We start from the raw sequence: 20,624 nt of genomic DNA on the forward strand, positions 1-20,624 counted from the left end.
CGTACTAAGAAACCCAACCTGGTAGATTTTGATTAAATGAAGCGCTCGCCGCCCGAAAGGGTAAGGCGAGAAAATCTGCCAGGTTGGGGGGGAAGGATTATTCGTTATCGTATTGCTTTTCAGCATCAACAAAGCTGTATTGAATGGATAAGACATTCAGCAACTCACCTGTCGCCGCCAAAATGCGATATTTGGCAATCAGTTCATCCGCTTCATTGTTAATCAAAGTACGCAGGGCACTGGTATATTCGTTTTCCGTGTTCAGTAAATCCAGTAGTGATCTGCGCCCCAAGTTGAACTGCTTGCGGTAACCGACCAATGTCTCATGCGTTAGCTTGATGTGTTTGTTGATATAAGGGATTTGATCGCCGATGTATTGGTAGGCGTTCCAAGCATACCTCAGGTTTTCAATCACCTGACGACGACTGTTGTTGCGCACTTCTGTTGCTTGCATGTATTCCGATGAGGTTCTCTTAACTTCCGACGAGTCGCGCCCCCCGTTGTACAGGTTATATTTCAAACGCAACATCGCTTGCATATAGTCGTTTTCGCCCTTGATGCCGGAAAGGTTGTTGTTAAACGTCTTTTCCACTTCAAGGTTGATGGTTGGATAGTAGTTCTTATCACTGGCGTCATATTGTGCTCGGGCCGCAGCGACATCCGCATTTGCAGACTCTAGAGTCGGATGGTTTTGCATGGCGATTTTGGTTGCAGCATCCAAGGACTGAGGCAGAGTGTATTTGAATTTTGGTTTGATTAGCGAGTTGTCCGGCTGACGACCCAAAATGCGTTGAAACTTTGCCAAAGCATCATAGTAATTGTTTTGTTCTGATCCGAGGTTGGATTGTGCCAAGGCAAGACGCGCTTCTGCTTGGTCAACCTCAACTTGGTTACCAATCCCTGCTTGGTTACGCTTCAGGATTTGATCATGAATTTTAAGGTGAGTGTCCAAGCTGTCTTTCGCTAGCTTCAACAGTTCTTTTTCTTTTAGCAGGTTGATATAGGCAGTTGCCATATCCAATGCGACCGTGTTTGCAGCGGCTTGAGCTTTGTAAGCGGCAGAATCTTGACGGTATTTTTGACGTCTGACTTCTTCTTGTGTCGCAAAGCCTTGAAACAGGTTTTGTGTCAGTTTGATGGAACCTTCCTGACGTTCAAGTCCGTTGCCTTGGTTGTCGATGCCACCTGAATAGCCTTGTTTGACTTCTTCATAACCTATCCCGGCACTGAGGTCTATGCTAGGGTAGTAACCACCTTCTGCAGAACGAACCTGTGCTTGAGTGGCGCGGAAGGCTTTGACTTCTTTACGGAATTCGGGATTGTGGACGATGGCATCTTCAATCGCCTCTTTTAGGGTCAGTGCATGTGCAGATGGACTCGTGAGTAGACCAGCTGATAACAAGCCAAGATGTAAATAGATAAGTGCGTTTTGGAATCTCATGGATTGTTTCTAATTTTCATCCTGCCAGTTTTGTATGCACAGTACCAGCGCCAATCGATCCTTGACGGAAAACTTCTCCAATAAATGGCTGATGTGTGCTTTGACAGTGCGTTCACTAATATGCATTGACTCTGCAATTTCCATATTGCTTAAGCCTAGCATGACCAATTTCAATGTTTCTTCTTCACGTTCTGTCACTTGTTTTTTCCAGCTTTCAGAACGCTTTGGTTGACTGGTAGCTTGCGTGATAAGCGCTTGCATTACACTCTGCCCCAACCAAATGCTACCGGATTGAACTGCGTCAATTGCTTGACGGATTCGTTCTTCATTTGCGTATAGATTAAGATAACCCTTAACACCTAGCGCGAACCATGCCAATGCCTCTTCCGATGTAGGAAGGTTGGAGAGTAGAATAATTGGATATTCTTTTTCAATCAAGGACTCTATTTGTGCTTGCTGCATGCGCTCATTCAATGCCACTAATAGCATGACTTCGGTCGGCAAATAACTTAACACTTCTTCCAAATCAAAGACAACTTCACAGTCACGGCTTGCTGCAATGGATGCGTTGTTGACGATATTTTCGTCAGTCGTATATAGCAGTAAGTGCGTCATGTCTCTATTACTTTGACTCTAATCTACGGGTTAAGTATTTTTACTATCATTTGACTAAATGCGCCTATTGTACCGATTTTTTTTATCCGTATATTAAAAAAACTTAAGATTCACGTAAAGCCAGATCTTTAGCTTTGATGATCGGTTTAATCAAGTAGTCCATAATAGTTTGTTTTCCAACTACAACGTCCACCGTTGCCTGCATGCCTGGCAACAAATAGAGCGGACTTTTGTCCGTTCCCAAATGGTTTTTGTTGGTTTTAATGCGGGCGATGTAAAAGCTGTTACCTTTATCATCGACGATAGTGTCCGCAGAAATATTTTCAACAGTCCCTTCCAAGCCGCCATAAATTGCAAAGTCATAGGCGGTAAATTTAATTTTCGCTTTCAGGCCTGGGTAAACAAATCCGATATCTGAAGGCAGTATTTTGGTTTCCAGCACCAATGAAGCATCGTTTGGTACAATCTTGATAATATCACTACCCGGTTTGACGACCTCACCGATGGTTGAAACCATCAACTGGTTGATCACACCATTAACCGGTGAGCGGATATTGGTACGACGCACCTTGTCCTCAATGGCGGTTTGCGAGTTTTCAATCTGCTCAAGTTTGGCCAAAACCTCATTCAGTTTTTCCTGCGCTTTGTTTTGGAAGTCCTGCTTAGCTTCTTTTTGTTTTGATTCCGCTTCTTTTACTGCCGATTGTAGTTTTGGAATGGAAATTTGAGTTGATTGCAGTTTAGTGTAAGCATCGTTGGCATCGCGTCTGGTTTTCAATAAATCCACTTGCGAAGCAATACCTTCTCGAACCAAAGGCTCCATGATTTTGATTTCTTTTTCCAGAAGTTCGTAGGATTTTTTAAGCTGTGTAGCTTGGTTTTGCGCTTCTTCTAATTCAGAGCGGTGTTGCACTATCTGCTGCTCAAGAATGTGTATATTGGTTTCAAGTTGGTTTAGCTGGTTCTGGTAGAGCGTTTTCTCCCGGTCAAACATTCTGACTACGCTAGGGTCGTCAGAAGGGTATTTTTCAATGAATGGTCGGTCAAATGCCTCGGCTTTCAAACGCTCAGATTGTGCCTGAAGATCATATTTTTGTGTTTCCGCTTCACCAAAGCTACTGGCGTACTGGGTGTTGTCTAGTTTAAGAAGGGTTTCGCCTTTACGAACCTTGTCACCGGTTTTTACGAAAATATTGGAGACGATACCGCCTTCCAGGTTCTGTACAACCTGAATTTGGCTGGAAGGTACAACCTTGCCTTCCCCTCTCACGATTTTGTCTAGTGTTGTTAAACTTGCCCAAACGATCAAAAAGACAATCACCAGAAAGATCAACCACACCAAAACTTGGGATTTGATGGTTGGTTTTTCCAGTGCAGCTTGGCTCAAGCTGGACATGAACTCCAAATCGGATTCAGATACGTCAGGTTGCTTTGTTATCTTCATGCATCTACCCGTTGTTTATTCAATTGTCCTGACTTCAAGGCTTCTAGAACCGTGTCTTTTTGACCATCAGCAATCAGTCTACCGTTGTCCAAAACAATCAAGCGGTCTACCAACTGCAAAATACTCATCTTATGAGTAACGACGATCATCGTGTTCTGAATCGTATTTTCTTTTAAGCGCTGGATAAGCGTCATTTCTGTGCTTGAATCCATCGCGTTGGTCGGTTCGTCGAATAAGTAAATTGGAGCCGGTAATAGCAGTGCACGTGCAACACCGATGCTTTGTCTTTGACCGCCGGATAATGAAGTTCCGCCTTCGTTGATCATTAAGCCGTATCCAGACGGGTGCGTTTTGATGAAGTCATCCACCCCCGCAAGTTTTGCAGCACGTAGAATCAAGTCGTCTTCAATATAGGGTGCTTTATAGGCAATATTTTCTCTAACGTCACCACTGAAGAGCGTTACTTCCTGCGGGACATAATTGATGTTGTGCCTCAACGCTGCTGGATCAAGTTGGGTGATATCAATACCGTCAATCAGGATTGAGCCACTGTCCGGTTTGTAAAAGCCAAGAATCAGCTTTTCAATGGTGGTTTTTCCTGAGCCGACTCGACCAATTACCCCGATTTTATCACCAGCTTCTATTTTGAAGGAAACCTCATGTAATGCTTCCTTTGAGTCGCCTGGGTAAGTGAAGGTAACATTGTTGAATTCGATTTTCCCGCTGAAAACAGGGTGTTGAATGAAACGCTTGCCAATTGGGCGCTCAGTTTCCTTCTTCATCAGGTCGTTCAGAGAATTCAAGGCGGTGCGTGTTTGCTGGTAGGACGCGGTAAGGTTTGCAAATTGTCCCATCGGGCCGATAGCGCGCTGACTTAGCATAACGGTTGCAATCAAGCCCCCCATCGTCAAGTCACCGTTCTTGATTAAATATACCCCGGCCAGTACGATGAAAACGGTACTCATTTGTTGCATGAATCCGGTCATTCTGCCAATTGAGCTTTGCATCATCTTGGATTTGATGCTGGCTTTGGCGATCTCACCAACAGCCTGTTCCCACTTCCATTGTGAGCGTGCTTCAACGCCAAGAGCCTTGATGGTTTCAATGGCGGTTAGGGTTTCGATGAGTACCGCGTTTTTCTGTGCAGATGCCTCATAGGTCGCTTCAATACTGCTCATGATGCGATCTTTCATAATCAAACTGTAGAGTAGGATAATCATGATAATCAGCATAGGAACAAGTACGATGGCACCAGCGATGTAGGTGATTACCAATAAGAAGATGATGACAAAAGGCAAATCAACAATAGACGCGATGGTGCCGGAGGTGAAGAAGTTACGGATGCTGTCAAATTCTTTTAGGTTGTTGGCAAACGCACCGATGGAACCTTGGCGATTCTCCATCGTCAAATCAAGCGTATGCTCGAAGAGTTTAGCCGACATAATGACATCACTTTTCTTTCCGGCGATTTCCAGGAAATAAGAGCGCAGTGACTTGAGCAACAAGTCAAACATGTACACGACACTGATTCCGAGCGCCAACACCCATAGCGATTCAACGGCATTGTTCGGCACAATGCGGTCGTATACGTTCATGACGAACAGCGGGTTAGCGAGTATGAAAATATTGATGACGACAGAAGCGATAATGACGTCGCGATAAATGGTTCTGTTGTCCCAGAAGGTGTGCCAGAACCAATGCCCCTCATTTTTTTTGACCAAGCTGTCTTTTTTGTTGGCTTGGCTGACTTTCTTGCCTAGATAGATGGCATAGCCCAAGTAATCTTTTTCCAGCGCTTTTAACGAAACTGTTTTGAGGCTGCCGCCCATGTCCGGCATGATGATATTGGCTTGACTGCCGGATATGGACTCCAGGATACATGCTTGATTGTCTTTAAGATTAATAATGCAAGGCATGACGAGGTTTGGAATGTCGGCAAGCTCACGCTGAACGAATTTCGCATGGATTTGGGCACGTTCGGCAGCTCGAATGAATAATTCTGGAGTCAGTCGTTCGCCGTCGCTGATAGGTAAACCTGCTACGAGAGCATGGCTTGAAAGGTTTTGTCCCTGCGTTTTGCAGTAAAGGACCAAGCAATCAAGCAGGGGATCGTGAAAATCTAGATCCTGGCTTTCGGTTTGTTCCGTTTTCAATGCGTTCGATCCGGTGTTCGACATAGTATAGATTGTCCTAAAGTATACCTTTTTTATTGTGGGGAGAATAGCGGTTTAGGCGCGCCATACAGATATCCTTGGAAAGTGGTGACACCAAGCGCTTCAAAAGCTTGTCGCTGTGCATCACTTTCAATTCCCATGGCAATGATCAAAATGTCTAAGCTGGTACACATATCGACAACACTGGCGACATAAGAGCGGGTTTGCTCATCTTTTTCAATGACGTTGGTGAATGACATATCCAGTTTGATGAAGTCAGGACGCAAGTCTTGAAGGAATGCCAGTTTCGTGAACTGTGAGCCAAAGTTATCAATGCCGAACTCATACCCTTGTTTACTCAAGTTTTTCAAGAAATCCCGTGTTTGACTATTGCTGTCCGAAATCAAGTCTTCTGCAACTTCAAACGAGAAATGCTTAGGATCATGCATTTTGATGTGTTCGAGCAGGCCTTCGCGTTCTTTCGCCGATTCCAATGTTGCCCCGCTCAAGTTGATGGACAGTCTTGATACGATTTGGTGAGGGCAAGAGGTAATAAAACTTGCTGCCAATTCTGCGACCAGACGGTCAATTTCACTCTCTCTATGTAGGCGAATAACCGTTGGCATAAAGAAACCAGCGGACTGTAATTCTCCATTATCATCCTTCATGCGAATGAGTAGCTCGCTGGAGTGAACTTGGCGCGTTGCTGAGTAGGCACCTTGTTGGAACAATACGAAGCGATTGTCTTTTATTGCTCGCTCAATGATGTCATGCCATATCTGTTCGTCGGTATGTTCATCCTCGTTTGCAGTGTAACAATAGGTGTTTCGACCTTTCTGCACAGCTTCGGTTACCGCTATGTCAAGGTTGGTAAGCAGTGCACCACGGGTTTGACCTGGCTCATAGTGAATGATGCCGATGTTGATGTTGAGGTAATCTTCCGGCATGTTCAGTTCGGATAAAATGTCATTTACGGAAGTTAAAAACGCTTCTGTTTGTTTGATGACGATTTCTATACGGCAGTTAGGCATAACCGATATCAGCTCAGTACCATTCAAACGTGCATTGAGCATTTGCTTGAAATTAAGGTGTTGGATAAGCTTGGCTGAAAGCAATTTCACGAATTTGTCTCCAATCGGGTAACCAAATTCGTCATTGATGTCTTTCAGATTTTGAATGCGAACCAATGCCATAGCGCCTGGTAGCGCTTCACTTTTAGGGTCGATTAAGCTGTCGATGTTCATCTCAAAGTGCAAGCGGTTTGATAAACCGGTAACACTGTCTTGATAAGCGATCTTTTGTAGTTTTTCCGACATTTTGGCATCACGGTCGAAAACATCTTTCATCTTATGAACCATGGTGTTCATTGCCGAAACCACTTGTTTGAATTCTGTGGTGTTGGGCAGGTCTTCTTGCAACAAGTATTCTTTTTTAACAATAGCTTCTGCTTGCTGTTCCAGTTTTTTGAGTGGATTGAGCATAACTCTAAGGGCATAAATCGCTAGAGCGATAGCAAGTACAGCTGCGATAACGAACCATATGGTTAGAGTAAGAGTGGTTTTCCATAGTTCGATATAGGCATAACCTGGATGACTTTCAACTTTTAGCTTTCCGACAGGAATCCATCCTGTTTGGACTAGGGACTGTGCCATGGGCGCCTTAATACGGATAAGGTGTATGAACCAGTTCGGGATGCCTCGGATGCTATCTGAGTTGGTTCGCTCGTAAATCACTTTGCCATCAACATCATAAAGCGCGATCATGGAATAGTAGCCTCGGTCAAAAACCGCATTAATCATGGTTTCCATGGAAGAGGTATCTTCACCATCAGCAACTGAACTTAGGGATAAGCCAAGAGAGGTAGCAGTGTCCTGTGAATGGGAGACCAGTTGATGTTCCAAGAAGGTTTTGGTGTTGTTGAAATTTAGGATAAATGTGCCTACCAACAATATCATCAACATGCCAGCGATGAATAAAATCATTTGCTTGCTTAAGCTCATGATGAACTCCTCTTATCTAATTTTTTGAGCAGCGCTTGCCATTGTTCGAGTTGTTTATTACCGCCTTCCACTGCTTGTCCGTTGCCGCGTTGTTTTGCGAGCCAGAGTCCGCTACCGTTAAAGCTGTAGATAGGGAGCAGGTCAGGGCGTTGTGTTGCTTTTCGAATTTGGGTATTGAGGTTATCGAGAACAAGAGGGATAGATTTTGGGGTCTTGAAGTAGGTTAAAACCATGTGTGCTTGTTTGAGTCGAATGGCTTTAACATAGGTCAAATAAAGCTTTTGATCTGAAATGCCAAGTGCCCTTAGTGTGAAGTATTTTGCAATCACGTAATCCTCACAGTCACCGGCGTCCTTTATCAGCATTTCAATCGGGGTTGCCCAGTAATCTGGTTTCCCCCAGTTTTTTTCATCGGAAACATATTTGGCACCATTGAAAAAGTTATTCACCATGCTCAATTGCAGCCTTTCAGGTTTGCCATAAGCATCATTAACCAAGTTTTGCCAGGCTTTTAGGCGGTTGGCAGCCAGCATGCCGTATTTTTGGTTAACCTTTTGAATCTCGGCGTTACTGACAACGCTGGGGGCACCGGATGCGTCGGCTAACTTGATGTGGTACAAGCTTAGTGCTATCAATCCCACCCAAAAAATTAACCGTTGCATCCCGCTAGCCTTTCCTCAATATTGATTACTTCTTCAAACGCATCTCAGGAGGAATTTCGTGACGAGCTATCGGCGACAATTTATCCATTTTTAGAACTTGGAATTCAATGCGTCGGTTATGCTCTCTACCTTCCTTGGTGGCGTTTGAGGCGATAGGGCTCTGCTCCCCCATCCCCATGATATAGAACTTATCTTTCGGATAGCTGAAGTTGTTCAGGATGTAATCCTTAACGCTGTTGGCTCTTTCCCAAGACAGTTTCATGTTTGTGTCAGCTTTACCGCTGTTGTCTGTGAACCCGGAAATTAATACCACTTCATCCGGCTGTAGCTCTTTCAGTTTACTGGCTTCTCTTTCCAACAATTCTTTTTGGGTTGATGGAATATTCCATGAACCTACTGGGAATGTGATTTGGATGGTAACCTTCGTTTGTGGCGGACAACCATATTTGTTAACGATATAGCCTTTAGGCGTATTAGGACACTGATCAATCGAATCCAGAACGCCGTCACCATCCTTGTCATTGTCGATCTTACAACCATATTGGTTGACCTTAACGCCTAATGGCGTGCCCGGACATTTATCTTTGCTGTCTAGCACGCCATCTTTATCTTCATCCCCTTCACAGCCAAGGAAATTGACAGATACACCTGGCGCGGAGTTAGGGCATTGATCCGTTTTGTCATAAATACCATCGCCATCGCTGTCTAGCTCACAACCATGTTTGTCTACTTTCGTGCCTTTGGCGGTGTTGGCGCAGAAATCGTCTTTATCGGGTACGCCGTCTTGGTCTAAATCCTTATATTCCTCAACATCTTTTTTCGTATGCTCACCGTCATCCATGAGAGTTTGCATTGCGGGAGTGTTGGCATAATTGTTTTCAGCATCTTGGGCATAAGCGAAAAAAGGTAACCCACAGAGGGCGATGAGAGGAAGTGTGCGTAACATAATTATTTTTATACCTAAATAAAAGACATATTGCCCACAATTCTACTGAAAACTACGAACGCTATCCAGTGTTTTGCATAACGTGCCACAGAAAGTTTCTTGTAATGATAAATTTGTGATTTTATCTTACGCGATTTTTTTGAGTAAATGCTTAATTTATAAGGTTTTTTATTCATAGTGTTTGGTAAAGCGCATTTTGTAGTTGTTGATCAGACAGTACAACGGGATTTCCTAACATGCTTCCCGAACGACAGTTTTCGATGACCGGATCGAATTGGCATGGCGTAATGCCATATTCTGATAAGGAGATCGGTGCGTAACGTTCTGTTAGAAGTTGTAAGTTTAAGATTAAATCCGATAAATCGTCTTCAAGGGTTGCGGCGGTTGGTTCAAGCCCATCTTTGTTTGAAAGCAGGCGACCGATTCGGGCATATTTATAGCGTGTCGCTTGAGAAAATGCATCATCCTGCTGTTGTAGGGTTTCGATATTTGCTGTAGTAATCGGAGCCAGTAACCTTGCGCAAACGATACCGTGCGGCGCTTCAAAAAAGGCGCCGATTGGACCTGCTAAACCGTGTACTGCGCCTAATCCGGCATTAGCCAGTGTTATTCCAGATAAGCTAGCAGCTAGCATCAGGTTGCCATAGCCGGTTTCCTTGTCAGCGTCTGAAGCGCTCTCCAATAATTCGAATGCGCCTTTGAAGAGTGTCATGCCTTGCCAAGCAAGCGCATTGGTTATCGGGTTTGCTTTTAGGGTAGTGTAGGATTCTAATAGCTGGGTAAAAGCATCCATGCCAGTGCTGTAGAGTACTGGTTGTGGACAACTTACCAAAAGTTCTGGATCGAGCCAGACATTTTTAGCGAGGAGTTTGTTGTCTCGGAAAGATTTCTTGAACTGCCCCAGTCTCGACAATACCGCGTTTTTGGTGGTTTCACTGCCGGTTCCCGCGGTGGTCGGCACGGCGATGAAGGGGAGGGTGTCCACATCAAACGGTTCACCTTTGCCGACGCCTTCCAAGTAGTTCATTACCGAGTTGCCAGAGGGAATCAGTCCAGCGACCGCTTTGGCGGTATCTAAAACGCTCCCGCCGCCGATGCCGACGACGGCTTGTGCATTCTTAGGGCAGCCTTCAACGATGTTGTCGACCATGTCCGGTGAAGGTTCGCCGGAAACCAGAAACAACGCAACGCGTGTCCCTTGTTCTTGAAGTTGAGTGAGTAAATCCGCTGAAAATCTGCCAGGTTGGGCTAGGGTGCGGCTGGAAATTAATACCACAGATGCATATTCCGACAAACTCTTCGCCAAGTCTTGTCGGCAGCCCCAGCCAAAATGGATTTCAGGAATTTGCGCAATTTGAAAGGGGGCGATCATTTTGTCTACTCCTGTCGTGTTGAGTTTAGCCGTTTGAGGCCAGCATGGCCTTGAGGCTATCTAGTGCGGCATTGCCTTTTTCCAGTTTTTCTTCGGCGGAAATTTCAACACCCGGTTTGCCTTCCCAATCAAGCAAATCTTCCGGTAACTCGCTCAAGAAGCGACTAGGCTCACAGCGCATTTCTTCACCATATTTACGGCGTTTTTTCGCATAGGTCATGGTCAGGCTTCTTTGCGCGCGGGTAATGCCCACATAAGCCAAGCGTCGTTCTTCTTCCAAGCCTGGAGATTCCAGGTTCTGTTTATGTGGCAACAATTCTTCTTCCATACCAATGAGGAATACATGTGGGAATTCAAGACCTTTAGAGGCATGAAGGGTCATCATGGTCACTTCATTTTGCTCGACTTCTTCTTCATTCCGTTCCAGCATGTCCATCAAAGTCATGTAGGACACGATTTTATTGAGCATGATGTCTTCGTCGTCTTCGTTTTTGGCTTTGTCGATAATGCGCTCAATCCATTGGAACAAATCGCGCGTATTCTCCATGCGCTTTTCCGCTTGTCTTGGTGTGTTGGAGGTTTCGCGCAACCAGTTGTCATACTCAATGTCTTCATTCAGCTTGCGAATGAACTCGATGACTTCCGTCCCCGCCAAAGTTTCCGAGTCTTTAATCCACTTAAGAACAAGGTCGCCAAAATAGCTCACGCGTTTTAGTGCCTTTTCATCCAGCACCGTGCTCAAGCCGAGTTCTTGTGTGGCATCAAACAAACTTACATGACGTTGTGTGGCGTAGCTTGCCAGTTTGGTCAAGGTGGTGGCGCCAATTTCACGTCGAGGGGTGTTGACCACACGTAAAAACGCGGCATCATCGTCCGGGTTTACAATCAGTTTCAGGTAAGACAATAGGTCTTTGATTTCCGTTTTATCAAAGAAAGATTGTCCACCGGATAGCTTGTAAGGAATGTTTTGCTCACGCAACGCACGCTCAAATAATCGTGATTGGAAATTCCCGCGATACAGAATTGCATAGTCCTTGAACTGGGTGCGGTTCTTGAATTTATGGACGATGATTTCGGAGATAACACGTTCCGCTTCATGGTTTTCATTATTACAGGCGATGACACGAAGCATGTCCCCCATCCCCATTTCTGACCAAAGCGATTTCTCGAATTCATGCGGGTTATTGGCAATCAAGGCGTTAGCTGATTGCAGGATGCGGTTTGACGAACGGTAGTTTTGTTCCAGTTTGATGACTTCAAGATTCGGGAAGTCTTCTTTCAGTAATGACAGGTTTTCCGGTTGGGCACCACGCCAAGCGTAGATGGATTGGTCATCATCGCCTACCACGGTGAAGCGCGCTTGGATACCGACCAATTGTTTTACCAACGCGTACTGCGCCGCATTGGTGTCTTGATACTCATCGACCAATAAATAGCGGACTTTGTTCTGCCACTTATCAAGAATCTCGCGATTTTCGTCAAACAGTCGAACCGGTAATCCAATCAGGTCATCAAAATCCACCGCATTGTAGGCTTTGAGTTGCTGCTGGTAGAGGTCATACAAAATCGCACGTGCTTGCTGTAGGTTGTCTTCAGCTTGCTCCAACGCCTGTTGTGGCGAAATATGCGCGTTTTTCCAGTTGGAAATATCCCATTGTGCGTTTTCCAAGGCTTCTTCGTCTAGCGATTGTTTTTTCAGCAAGTCTTTGATGATTTGACGGGTATCCGTTGCGTCCATAATCGAGAAGTTTGACTTATAACCCAGTGCTTTGTATTCCTGGCGGATGATATTCAGTCCAAGGTTATGGAAGGTCGATACATTCAGGCCTTTCGACGGGTCGTCTTTCAGAAGTTTGCTGACACGCTCCTTCATTTCTCTCGCCGCTTTGTTGGTAAAGGTCAAGGCGTAAATATTGTGAGGTTTGATGTCATGCTTGCGAATCAGGTGCGCGATTTTCTCGGTGATTACCCGCGTTTTTCCGGAGCCAGCACCTGCCAACACTAAAGCGGGGGTGTGGACATGGAGAACAGCTTCCAATTGACGTTTATTGAGTGAATGCATACCTAGTGACTAGTAAAAAGCTCGTTAATGATGATTTCGATGAATCAAGCTGTGAACGATGAATCCTGTATAATTTCCGATAACTTCGGGAAACGGCATTAAATCGGCATTTTTAGCCACCGTTTTTACAATGAATTTTATGGGTAAATATTTTATCAGCTAGCGCAAAGTTTAAGCGTGAATTTGATGGTTATTTGCATCAGGACAGATCGGGGCAACGATAGTGAGCACAATCGACGAACTTAAAAAAGACATTCAGTTTCAAGCGGAACTTAAAGGGCATGGTTTGACCTTTAACTCAACTTGGGGCATTTTTTCGCCACGAGAAATCGATTCGGGTACCGACTTGTTGTTGAGACACCTGGATATTCAGCCGGACGAAGTGGCGTTGGATATCGGTTGTGGTTACGGACCAATTGGCCTGACCATCGCAGCTTGTGCGCCGCAAGGCGAAGTGCACATGGTCGATAAGGATTTCGTTGCGGTGGATTATGCCAATAAGAACGCGCAGCAAAATGGTCTGAGTCACGCAAAGGCATATTTATCGAATGGATTAAGTGCCGTGCCGAAAGATAAGGTTTTCACCACCGTAGTGTCCAATATTCCGGCAAAAGTCGGTAAGGAAATGCTATCGATTATTCTGCATGATGTGCATCAGCAGTTAGCGCCGGGCGGTCAGTTCGTGGTGGTGACCATTAATGGACTGAGACAATACATGAAGCGTAACTTCATGGAAGTATTCGGCAACTATGACAAGGTCAAACAAGGCAAAGACTACACTATTTCCCGTTGCGTTAAATCTTAATCGCTTATAACCAACCTTTGCGCTTGAAATAAAAGTAAGGCGCAAAGCCGGCCAAAATCATCAATCCGATCGCCCAAGGGTAACCGAGCAGCCAGTCGAGCTCAGGCATGTGCTTGAAGTTCATGCCATAGATACTTGCCACCAGCGTAGGCGGGAGGAAAACCACTGCGGCAATCGAGAAAATCTTGATAATTTGGTTTTGCTGAATGTTGATGAAACCTTGAGTAGAGTTCATCAAAAAGTTGATTTTGTCGAACAGGAAGGTGGAGTGGGACATCAGAGTATCGATGTCTCGAGTGATTTCTCTCAGGGTTTTATCCTGACTCTTCTCTGTTTTTAGATGGCGAATCAAGAATGAAATATCGCGTTGTGCATCCATCAGACACAGGCGAGTTTTTCCGTTGGAGTCTTCCAGTCTTGCCAATTTACCGATGCAAGCTTCGTATTCCGAACTCCCTTCTTCCAAAACCGCATAGCTGACTTTCTCTAATTGAATATGAATGTCTTCCAGATAGTCTGCGTGGTTCTCGACTTTTTGTTCCAACAGTGTAATGAATAGCGCTTGTGCGTTGGCGCACACGATTTGTTCTTTGCGGGCACGCAGGCGGAAAAGACGAAAATCAACGATATCCGCTTCGCGGATAGAGATCAGGCGGTTGCTTTGCAGGATAAAAGCAACGGTTTCTGTGGTGTAGCGTCCTTCCGAAGGGCTGAGGTAAAGTGAGTGAACATGGAGCCCCGCGCTGTCGATGAAGTAACGTGCGGAGTCTTCAATTTCATTCACCTCGTCGCTTTCCGGTAGGTCGATTCTAAGTAGGCCACTAATCAGTTCACGTTCTTCATCCGTCGGGTCATGGGCATCAATCCAATTGGCGGTGGCAACCAGTTCGGCTGGTGGCGTGTCAGGTTGGAAGGTGATGTCGCGAATGATACCTTGGTCTATTTTAAAGAAGCGGAGCATAACGAGAATCCTAAAGAAGTCACAATATTTCGGTTAACCGGAAATTAGAAAATCTTAGACTGTTGAAGTCATGCTGTATTTAAACAGATTTAAGGCTGAGTGTGGGTGAAGTTAAGCTGGGTGATGTTAGTTTTTGCAAGCAAATGCAAGCATAACCCCGATACCTAATATAAAAAATATCAGCCCGACCGTGGATGATACAAGAATTGGGTGACTATGAAGTCTTGCGCGCCACTTTGTTCGAAAACTACCTTCTCTGCTGAAAAAAGAATGTGGCATGGCTTCGAGTTCTTTGATGGCTTCATTGACGGTATCAATAGCGATGTTGACTTGATCAATGGATTTTTGTGTTGGGCCGTAAGGTAAATCCAATGCAGCTTTTAGCCGTGCCCGATTGAAGCGTTGCGCTAAGGGATCGTTGAACTTTAATAGCGGGTAAACTTCATCCGCCCATTTCTCAAACTGGATGAGTGACTTGAAGGGGATGGTGTCCGTATGTTCTTTACGGAGTTGTTTGAGTTTCTCTAAACTATCCATCATAAGCACCTCGATAGATGACTATCGCTAATCGTATGTGCGTAGTGTTATATTTAGATTTTTATATTGTGACTGGCCGGAGTTTTTAACTCTATTCATATATCATACATTTTTTATGGTATCTTTGTGTTAATTTGTTGAATCTTATAGGTTTTTTTGTATGAAAAGTTACGTATTATTTTTCATGAAGCCTTAAGTGATGTTGGGGAAAATATGACAGTTTTTAGAAAAAGCCCCCAACCTGGTAGATTTTGTTAGCAAAACGAGTAAGCTAGCCTGCTGCTAGATGTTCGAAGAGGAATATAAAATGAAGAAAACGTTGGTACTTATGATGACACTTGTCTCCTTCCTTGCTTTTGCGCAAGTGGCGGAAGCGAAGCGATTCGGTTTTGGTGGGAATTTCGGTTACTCGAAAAAGCTGGAACCGCAACAGTACAAAAAGCGTCCAAGTTCTTCGAACGCTCAGCAAGCAAAACCTCAACAAGCCCCTTATGGTCAAAGACCGGCAACGGGCGCATCTAAATGGCTTGGGCCTCTAGCAGGGATTGCAGCCGGTGGATTGCTGGCGGCGATGCTTTTTGGCGACGGCTTCCATGGTATCCAGCCTTTCGATATTTTGGTGTTTATTTTGGTTGCAATGGTGCTGATGAGCCTGTTCCGCAGACGTCAGCAGCCTGTGTATAGCAGTCAGCAGCGGGAGTATGATGAGCCAATGTATCAGCCAAATCACTATGAAAAGACTGCTCACCAAGAATGGCAAACTCCAGAACCTGCTTATCAACAAGGGTCGATAATGGGTTCTGCACTTTCCGAAAATGCTCAAGCAGTGGATGAAGCGCCAAGCTGGTTTGACAAAGACAGTTTTATGGAAAATGCCAAACATCACTTTGTTGAAGTTCAAAAAGCTTGGGATGTACAGGATATGACGGAGATTCGCGCCTATTGTTCTCCTGAGTTGGCAGTCGCGCTTGAGGGTGAGATGGAGGGCATGGATATGGCTGGAAATTTCACTCAGGTTGATGAGCTACGTGCCGATATCGTGGATATGGCAACTGAAAACGAATACTTCATTGTTAGTGTGCGTTTCTCAGGATTTATTATTGAAGAGCAAGGCGGCTTTGCGCATGCTTTCAATGAGGTGTGGCATATCCGTCGCCTGCTTCAAGGCGAAGGTGATTGGCAGATCGCGGGTATTCAGCAGGTAAGCTGAGCACGCACCTAAAACAAATCAAAAATTCAAAAGAGCGGTTTTTTTTGTTAAGGTAACATCGGTGCTGCCAACCAAGCGGCTTTGACCGAATTATCAAGAGGGATTCGTGATGAAAGTAAAACAGGTAATGCTTCTACTGCTGACCTTGTCGTTCCTGACCTTAACGGCCTGTTCGAAAGATCCGGTGAAAATCGTTTCAGCAAAGTTGGTCGACAATATTGATCGTGGTTCGGGTAACTTCGACCGTATGCTCCAAATCTGTTTCGATAAACCGCTTACTTCAGAGTACTATCACAAAGTCATTATCATCACTCAGCAAAACTTCAAGCTTGAAGGTGGCAACATGCTACGTCCACTGGCGTCGGATCCTGATAACAAGTGTATGTTGAGAAACCTGTATAATTACATCAATAAGGATTCCCCGGTGGGTGCCCGTCAAATGATCAAAGATTACATGACGCCAGGCAATATCAGCCAAATACTTATCCAGGTATATGACGACAAACCGGAAGGAAAAGGAAAACCAATCGCTCAGGCATTGTTTAAAAATCTATAATTGCCGACACTGGTTAACGAACCCGGCCTTAGCCGGGTTTTTTGTGTCATAAAGGAACGTAAATTGATAACTGACACTACTCAATTCGATATAAAAATGCTCGCCTTCGCTTATGGTGAACCTCAGGAAACAGCTGTTTTAAAGTGGTCTCCAGAAGATTTTAGGGTGGAAGAGCAAATCGCCTACGAGCTAAGTGGCGAGGGTGAGCACCTGTGGTTGTGGGTTGAAAAGATTGGTCAAAACACCGATTGGGTGATGAAGCAATTGGCGGCTTTTGCTGGCGTCACTTCCCGAGAAATGGGGGTGGCAGGTAAGAAAGATCGTCAAGCGGTGACTTATCAGTGGATGAGTTGTCACTTACCGGGTAAGGCAGACCCTGACTTTTCAAAACTGGCAATTCCAGGGGTAAAGGTGCTTAAGGCGGTAAGGCATAATCGTAAGTTGCAAACAGGCGGCTTGAGTGGCAATCGGTTTGAACTGCGTTTAACTGAAGTGCAAGGCGATAAAGACACTATTGAAGGCCGTTTAAAAACGATACAGTCGCAAGGCGTGCCAAACTATTTTGGTGAGCAACGTTTCGGTATTGAGATGCAAAATCTTGTGCAGGTTTCACGATTGTTTTCGGGAGAAATACGCCCTAAGCGTCATCAAAAATCGCTTTATCTGTCAGCGGCACGTTCATGGATGTTCAATATTGAACTGAGCGAACGCATCCGACAAGGTAATTGGAACCTGGCTATTGAGGGGGATGTCTTTCAGCTTCAAGGGTCAAAGAAATGTTTTGTAAATGAAGTTGATGCAGATATTCAGTGTCGAATCGCAGAGTTGGATATTCACCCGACAGGCATGATGACCGGGCGTGGGAGAAGCTTGGCGACCGGGCAGGTTGCTGCGCTGGAACAAAAAGTCATGGCGGATTTTTCGGCGTGGCAGCAGGGCTTGGAAAAGGTCGGGTTGAATCAGGAGAGACGTGCATTGCGTGCGCTGCCGCAAGATTTATCTTGGCAGTGGCAAGGTGCATCAGATTTAGTGTTGACCTTTACGCTACCGGCGGGTTCTTATGCCACCATGGTGGTGAGAGAAGTGGTCTCAGTCGCTTCCTGATTGCTGCGCCGTAGCATCTTCAGCGTCTTCTGTCTTATCCGGTGCCAGACAAAACTGATTTCGTCCTTTTTCTTTTGCCTTGTAAAGCGCTTCATCCGCAGACTTGAACAGTTCTTTAAAGGATGCGTGTTGGGGGCTAAGCTGGGCAATCCCTGCTGAGAAGCGGATATGCACGACTTCAGAGCCGATGGCTATCGGGTTGTCAGACAACACCATTTGAATTTTCTTCATTAATTTTTCGGCTTGGCGTGCATTGGTTTCCGGTAATAGCAGAACAAATTCATCGCCGCCCATGCGCGCAATCAAATCACTTTTTCTTAGGGTTTTTGTCACCAGCTTGGCAACAAGCTTGATGGATTTATCTCCCATTAGATGTCCATAGTTATCATTGATTGACTTGAAGAAATCTATATCGAAAACCACCAAGCAGAGTGCAGAAATATAGTGGCGGCTCGCAAGATTGAAATATTGTCCGGAGGCTTCCAACATACCTTGGCGGTTCAGAACGCCTGTCATTTGGTCGTGTGTGACCAGTTGCTGAAGTTGTTGGTTTTGCTCAGCAATAGCCGTTTCGTAAGCATAAATCTGTTTGCTGAAATGGTGTGCAAGAATTGCGGCGGCAATCAGACATAGCAGCAAGGAAGACAAAGCATCTTGCGACAGATAGTTAGGAATATAGGTTTGCGACAATAAAATAAAGCATAGGGTCAGCAAGAGAATCATCAGACCAATCACGGCATTGGTAAAGAAAAAACTGAAAATGGTAAGAGGCAGAAACCAAATCAATCGGAAACTGTTGTCAGGCACCCATAGCGCCATCAAGCAGAAGAATGCGAGTCCTGAAAAGGCCAGAACCGTCGATATCGAGTGTAAGCTTTCTGGGCGACGGCGCAGAGAGTGGTAAAGCCACAGGGTTTCAACACTGAAGGCTAAGTTGGTCCAAGCCATCAGCTTTTCATCAGGCAGCAAGCCGAAAAACACAAAAGCCGAAAACCCTAGATTTATTAGGGTTGCTAGAATGAGAATCAGCTTCAGCGTACCAACCTTGAAGTCGATAAAACTCGATGGAGTCATATTCTCAGTTTGCATGATTGAAGCCTATTTTCAATTTTATGTCTATTTTACGTTGTAACGCTTAGTCTTGTAATGCTCTTTTATTCTTTGTGTTTGGCGTACAACTCGTCCGGACTAATCAGTGGATCCGTCAAGATGGTTGCCGATGACGTCGATACTTCAGTATAAAAACAGCTTTTTCTGCCGGTATGACAAGCAGGCCCTGTTTGGTCAACTAACAATAAAATAGTATCGCCATCACAATCCAAACGCATGGATTTCAGTAGTTGGATTTGTCCTGATTCTTCGCCTTTTCGCCAGTAAGACTGACGTGAACGAGACCAGTAACAGACGCGACCTGTCTTCAACGTTTCTTCGATAGAGGCCATATTCATCCATGCCATCATCAACACCTCACCAGTGTCATACTGCTGGGCGATGGCCGGAATCAAGCCGTTATCGTCAAACTTGAGTTGAGACTTGAGGTCGTCCCAGACGAATTGATCGCCTTGGTGCGCTTTTTCCAATGATTTAAAAGTCGTCGTCATGGTTATTCCTCGGTTCGCCAGCTTACTTGCGTTTTGCTTGCGCGAAAGCGGCTGCGAACAGGTTGTTGGAAATCGTGTTTTTCACCGGTTCCGGTTTTTTGGCTTTAATTTGCGATTTGCGGCCAATCACCAACATGGCGTTGAACAATTCCGCGGTCGCTTGAGCATCTGCCAAAGCATCATGCGCATCTCCCGGAAAAGGTTTGCCTAAAATCTTTTCATAAGCATCGGTCAGTTTAGGGGTTTTGTAGAACCAATACATTTTTTCCGACTGCCAGCGTAGCGCCCCGACCAAATCCGTTGCCAGTTTGGCGACATCCAACCACAAGTTATAGTCCAACTCGAAAGTCAGCAGTTTTTTCTCGGCGCTTTTTTGCAAGTAAGCAAAATCAGACTCTGTGCTGTAAGCCAACACCACATCCGCATCCATCAGTGTTTGATGGATTTTGTCCCATGCTTGCGCTAGGAACGGCGCGTCTTTCACCATCTCTGTGGTGATGTTGTGTTTTTCGTTTTCCGGAATGTCATAGCCAGGGTTGATCAACTGGTTCAGAATCTCGTTACCTTCCAAATCACAAATGGAAACCTGAATCACATCCGCGTTATCACTGGTGCAAACGTCAGTGGCTTCGATGTCAATACAGTAGACTTTCTTGCCTTTGAGTTCTTGATCCTGCTCTTTCAACTTGAACTGCGCGTCATTACGACGTTCTTGCAACAGGTTGATGACTTCTGAAGAGGTAAACTCGCCCACCAAGTCTGCTAACTTACTGCGAATTTTTTTGATGGAGCGCGTTAAGGATTTACGAACTTCTTCATCGTCACTCGCACGTTCAATGAAGGCTTCCACGCTCAAGACGTCTTCATTGACAATCAGGTTTTGCATGATTGAATCAACGATTTTCGTGTCTTTGAAATCCAATGCTTCCAGTGATGGAATTCTCAAATTTGCACTTAATAGCGCTTTTTCACCCTTAGCTGGCGAAGCAATGATTTGAATACCCTTGATATCCAATCCGTCAGAGGCGGCAACCGCAACAATATATTCTTTAATCGGTTGATTGCGTTTGTCGATAAAAATGAGTTGCGCATTGCTGCTAGCGCTTTTTGCCGCGGGCGTTTCTGTGTTCATTGTTTCTCAGTTAAAAGATTTTA

Annotated in this window: 18 protein-coding genes; 4 read left to right on the plus strand and 14 right to left on the minus strand. The window is 45.0% G+C overall.

Annotated features, from left to right (window positions below):
- Positions 1 to 97: 97 nt before the first annotated feature.
- From HVMH_RS01305 to rep, 9 genes are all read right to left on the minus strand, one after another.
- The gene (locus tag HVMH_RS01305; protein WP_029910782.1) at positions 98 to 1,441 is read right to left on the minus strand and encodes a TolC family outer membrane protein; all 1,344 of its coding nucleotides are present in this window, start codon (positions 1,439 to 1,441) and stop codon (positions 98 to 100) included.
- A gap of 9 nt (positions 1,442 to 1,450) precedes the next feature.
- Positions 1,451 to 2,056, minus strand: coding sequence for a response regulator transcription factor (locus HVMH_RS01310; protein WP_051623038.1), 606 nt, complete (start codon positions 2,054 to 2,056; stop codon positions 1,451 to 1,453).
- 103 nt (positions 2,057 to 2,159) lie between these two features.
- Positions 2,160 to 3,500 carry an HlyD family type I secretion periplasmic adaptor subunit gene (locus tag HVMH_RS01315; RefSeq protein ID WP_029910774.1) on the minus strand — a complete coding sequence of 447 codons (1,341 nt, stop codon included), beginning with the start codon at positions 3,498 to 3,500 and terminating at the stop codon, positions 2,160 to 2,162.
- Entirely contained in the window at positions 3,497 to 5,677 is a 2,181-nt protein-coding gene (locus tag HVMH_RS01320) for a type I secretion system permease/ATPase (protein ID WP_051623037.1), read from the minus strand. Before HVMH_RS01320 ends, HVMH_RS01315 begins: the two co-directional genes overlap by 4 nt.
- A gap of 29 nt (positions 5,678 to 5,706) precedes the next feature.
- Entirely contained in the window at positions 5,707 to 7,653 is a 1,947-nt protein-coding gene (locus tag HVMH_RS01325; RefSeq protein ID WP_029910769.1) for a bifunctional diguanylate cyclase/phosphodiesterase, read from the minus strand.
- The gene (locus tag HVMH_RS01330; RefSeq protein ID WP_035628944.1) at positions 7,650 to 8,315 is read right to left on the minus strand and encodes a transglutaminase-like cysteine peptidase; all 666 of its coding nucleotides are present in this window, start codon (positions 8,313 to 8,315) and stop codon (positions 7,650 to 7,652) included. Before HVMH_RS01330 ends, HVMH_RS01325 begins: the two co-directional genes overlap by 4 nt.
- 25 nt (positions 8,316 to 8,340) lie before the next feature.
- Positions 8,341 to 9,261 (minus strand): OmpA family protein, encoded by a 921-nt coding sequence (locus HVMH_RS01335; RefSeq protein WP_051623036.1) that lies wholly within the window; start codon positions 9,259 to 9,261, stop codon positions 8,341 to 8,343.
- A 172-nt stretch (positions 9,262 to 9,433) separates the two neighbouring features.
- On the minus strand, positions 9,434 to 10,633 hold the full coding sequence (locus tag HVMH_RS01340; RefSeq protein WP_029910761.1) for an iron-containing alcohol dehydrogenase: 1,200 nt from the start codon (positions 10,631 to 10,633) through the stop codon (positions 9,434 to 9,436).
- A 25-nt stretch (positions 10,634 to 10,658) separates the two neighbouring features.
- Positions 10,659 to 12,695, minus strand: a complete 2,037-nt coding sequence (gene rep / locus HVMH_RS01345) for a DNA helicase Rep (protein ID WP_029910759.1) — start codon at positions 12,693 to 12,695, stop codon at positions 10,659 to 10,661.
- 223 nt (positions 12,696 to 12,918) lie between these two features.
- On the opposite strand from rep, the gene HVMH_RS01350 reads away from it, so the two are divergent.
- Positions 12,919 to 13,500, plus strand: coding sequence for a class I SAM-dependent methyltransferase (locus HVMH_RS01350; RefSeq protein ID WP_029910757.1), 582 nt, complete (start codon positions 12,919 to 12,921; stop codon positions 13,498 to 13,500).
- A gap of 4 nt (positions 13,501 to 13,504) precedes the next feature.
- On the opposite strand, the gene corA is transcribed toward HVMH_RS01350, so the two are convergent.
- Together corA and HVMH_RS01360 are read right to left on the minus strand one after the other, a co-directional pair.
- Positions 13,505 to 14,461 carry a magnesium/cobalt transporter CorA gene (gene corA / locus HVMH_RS01355; protein ID WP_029910753.1) on the minus strand — a complete coding sequence of 319 codons (957 nt, stop codon included), beginning with the start codon at positions 14,459 to 14,461 and terminating at the stop codon, positions 13,505 to 13,507.
- Between the two features lie 126 nt (positions 14,462 to 14,587).
- On the minus strand, positions 14,588 to 15,001 hold the full coding sequence (locus HVMH_RS01360; RefSeq protein ID WP_029910750.1) for a hypothetical protein: 414 nt from the start codon (positions 14,999 to 15,001) through the stop codon (positions 14,588 to 14,590).
- A 304-nt stretch (positions 15,002 to 15,305) separates the two neighbouring features.
- Here HVMH_RS01360 and HVMH_RS01365 point away from each other — a divergent pair, with 304 nt between their 5' ends.
- The 3 genes from HVMH_RS01365 (at position 15,306) to truD (ending at position 17,868) form a co-directional block, all read left to right on the plus strand.
- Complete coding sequence (locus tag HVMH_RS01365; RefSeq protein WP_029910748.1) at positions 15,306 to 16,208, plus strand: Tim44 domain-containing protein; 903 nt, start codon at positions 15,306 to 15,308, stop codon at positions 16,206 to 16,208.
- A 109-nt stretch (positions 16,209 to 16,317) separates the two neighbouring features.
- Positions 16,318 to 16,764, plus strand: a complete 447-nt coding sequence (locus HVMH_RS01370; RefSeq protein WP_029910745.1) for a hypothetical protein — start codon at positions 16,318 to 16,320, stop codon at positions 16,762 to 16,764.
- 63 nt (positions 16,765 to 16,827) lie between these two features.
- On the plus strand, positions 16,828 to 17,868 hold the full coding sequence (gene truD, locus HVMH_RS01375; protein WP_232087784.1) for a tRNA pseudouridine(13) synthase TruD: 1,041 nt from the start codon (positions 16,828 to 16,830) through the stop codon (positions 17,866 to 17,868).
- Here the strand turns inward: truD and HVMH_RS01380 are convergent.
- The 3 genes from HVMH_RS01380 to HVMH_RS01390 all read right to left on the minus strand — a co-directional run bounded on the left by HVMH_RS01380 (position 17,854) and on the right by HVMH_RS01390 (position 20,601).
- Positions 17,854 to 18,957 carry a GGDEF domain-containing protein gene (locus HVMH_RS01380; protein ID WP_051623035.1) on the minus strand — a complete coding sequence of 368 codons (1,104 nt, stop codon included), beginning with the start codon at positions 18,955 to 18,957 and terminating at the stop codon, positions 17,854 to 17,856. The two genes, truD and HVMH_RS01380, sit on opposite strands and share 15 nt — an antisense overlap.
- A 65-nt stretch (positions 18,958 to 19,022) precedes the next feature.
- On the minus strand, positions 19,023 to 19,475 hold the full coding sequence (gene hisI, locus HVMH_RS01385) for a phosphoribosyl-AMP cyclohydrolase (protein WP_408610131.1): 453 nt from the start codon (positions 19,473 to 19,475) through the stop codon (positions 19,023 to 19,025).
- Between the two features lie 16 nt (positions 19,476 to 19,491).
- On the minus strand, positions 19,492 to 20,601 hold the full coding sequence (locus tag HVMH_RS01390) for a 3'-5' exonuclease (protein WP_051623034.1): 1,110 nt from the start codon (positions 20,599 to 20,601) through the stop codon (positions 19,492 to 19,494).
- Positions 20,602 to 20,624: the final 23 nt, after the last annotated feature.

Source organism: Hydrogenovibrio marinus (assembly GCF_013340845.1).
Taxonomy (GTDB): Bacteria; Pseudomonadota; Gammaproteobacteria; order Thiomicrospirales; family Thiomicrospiraceae; genus Hydrogenovibrio; species Hydrogenovibrio marinus.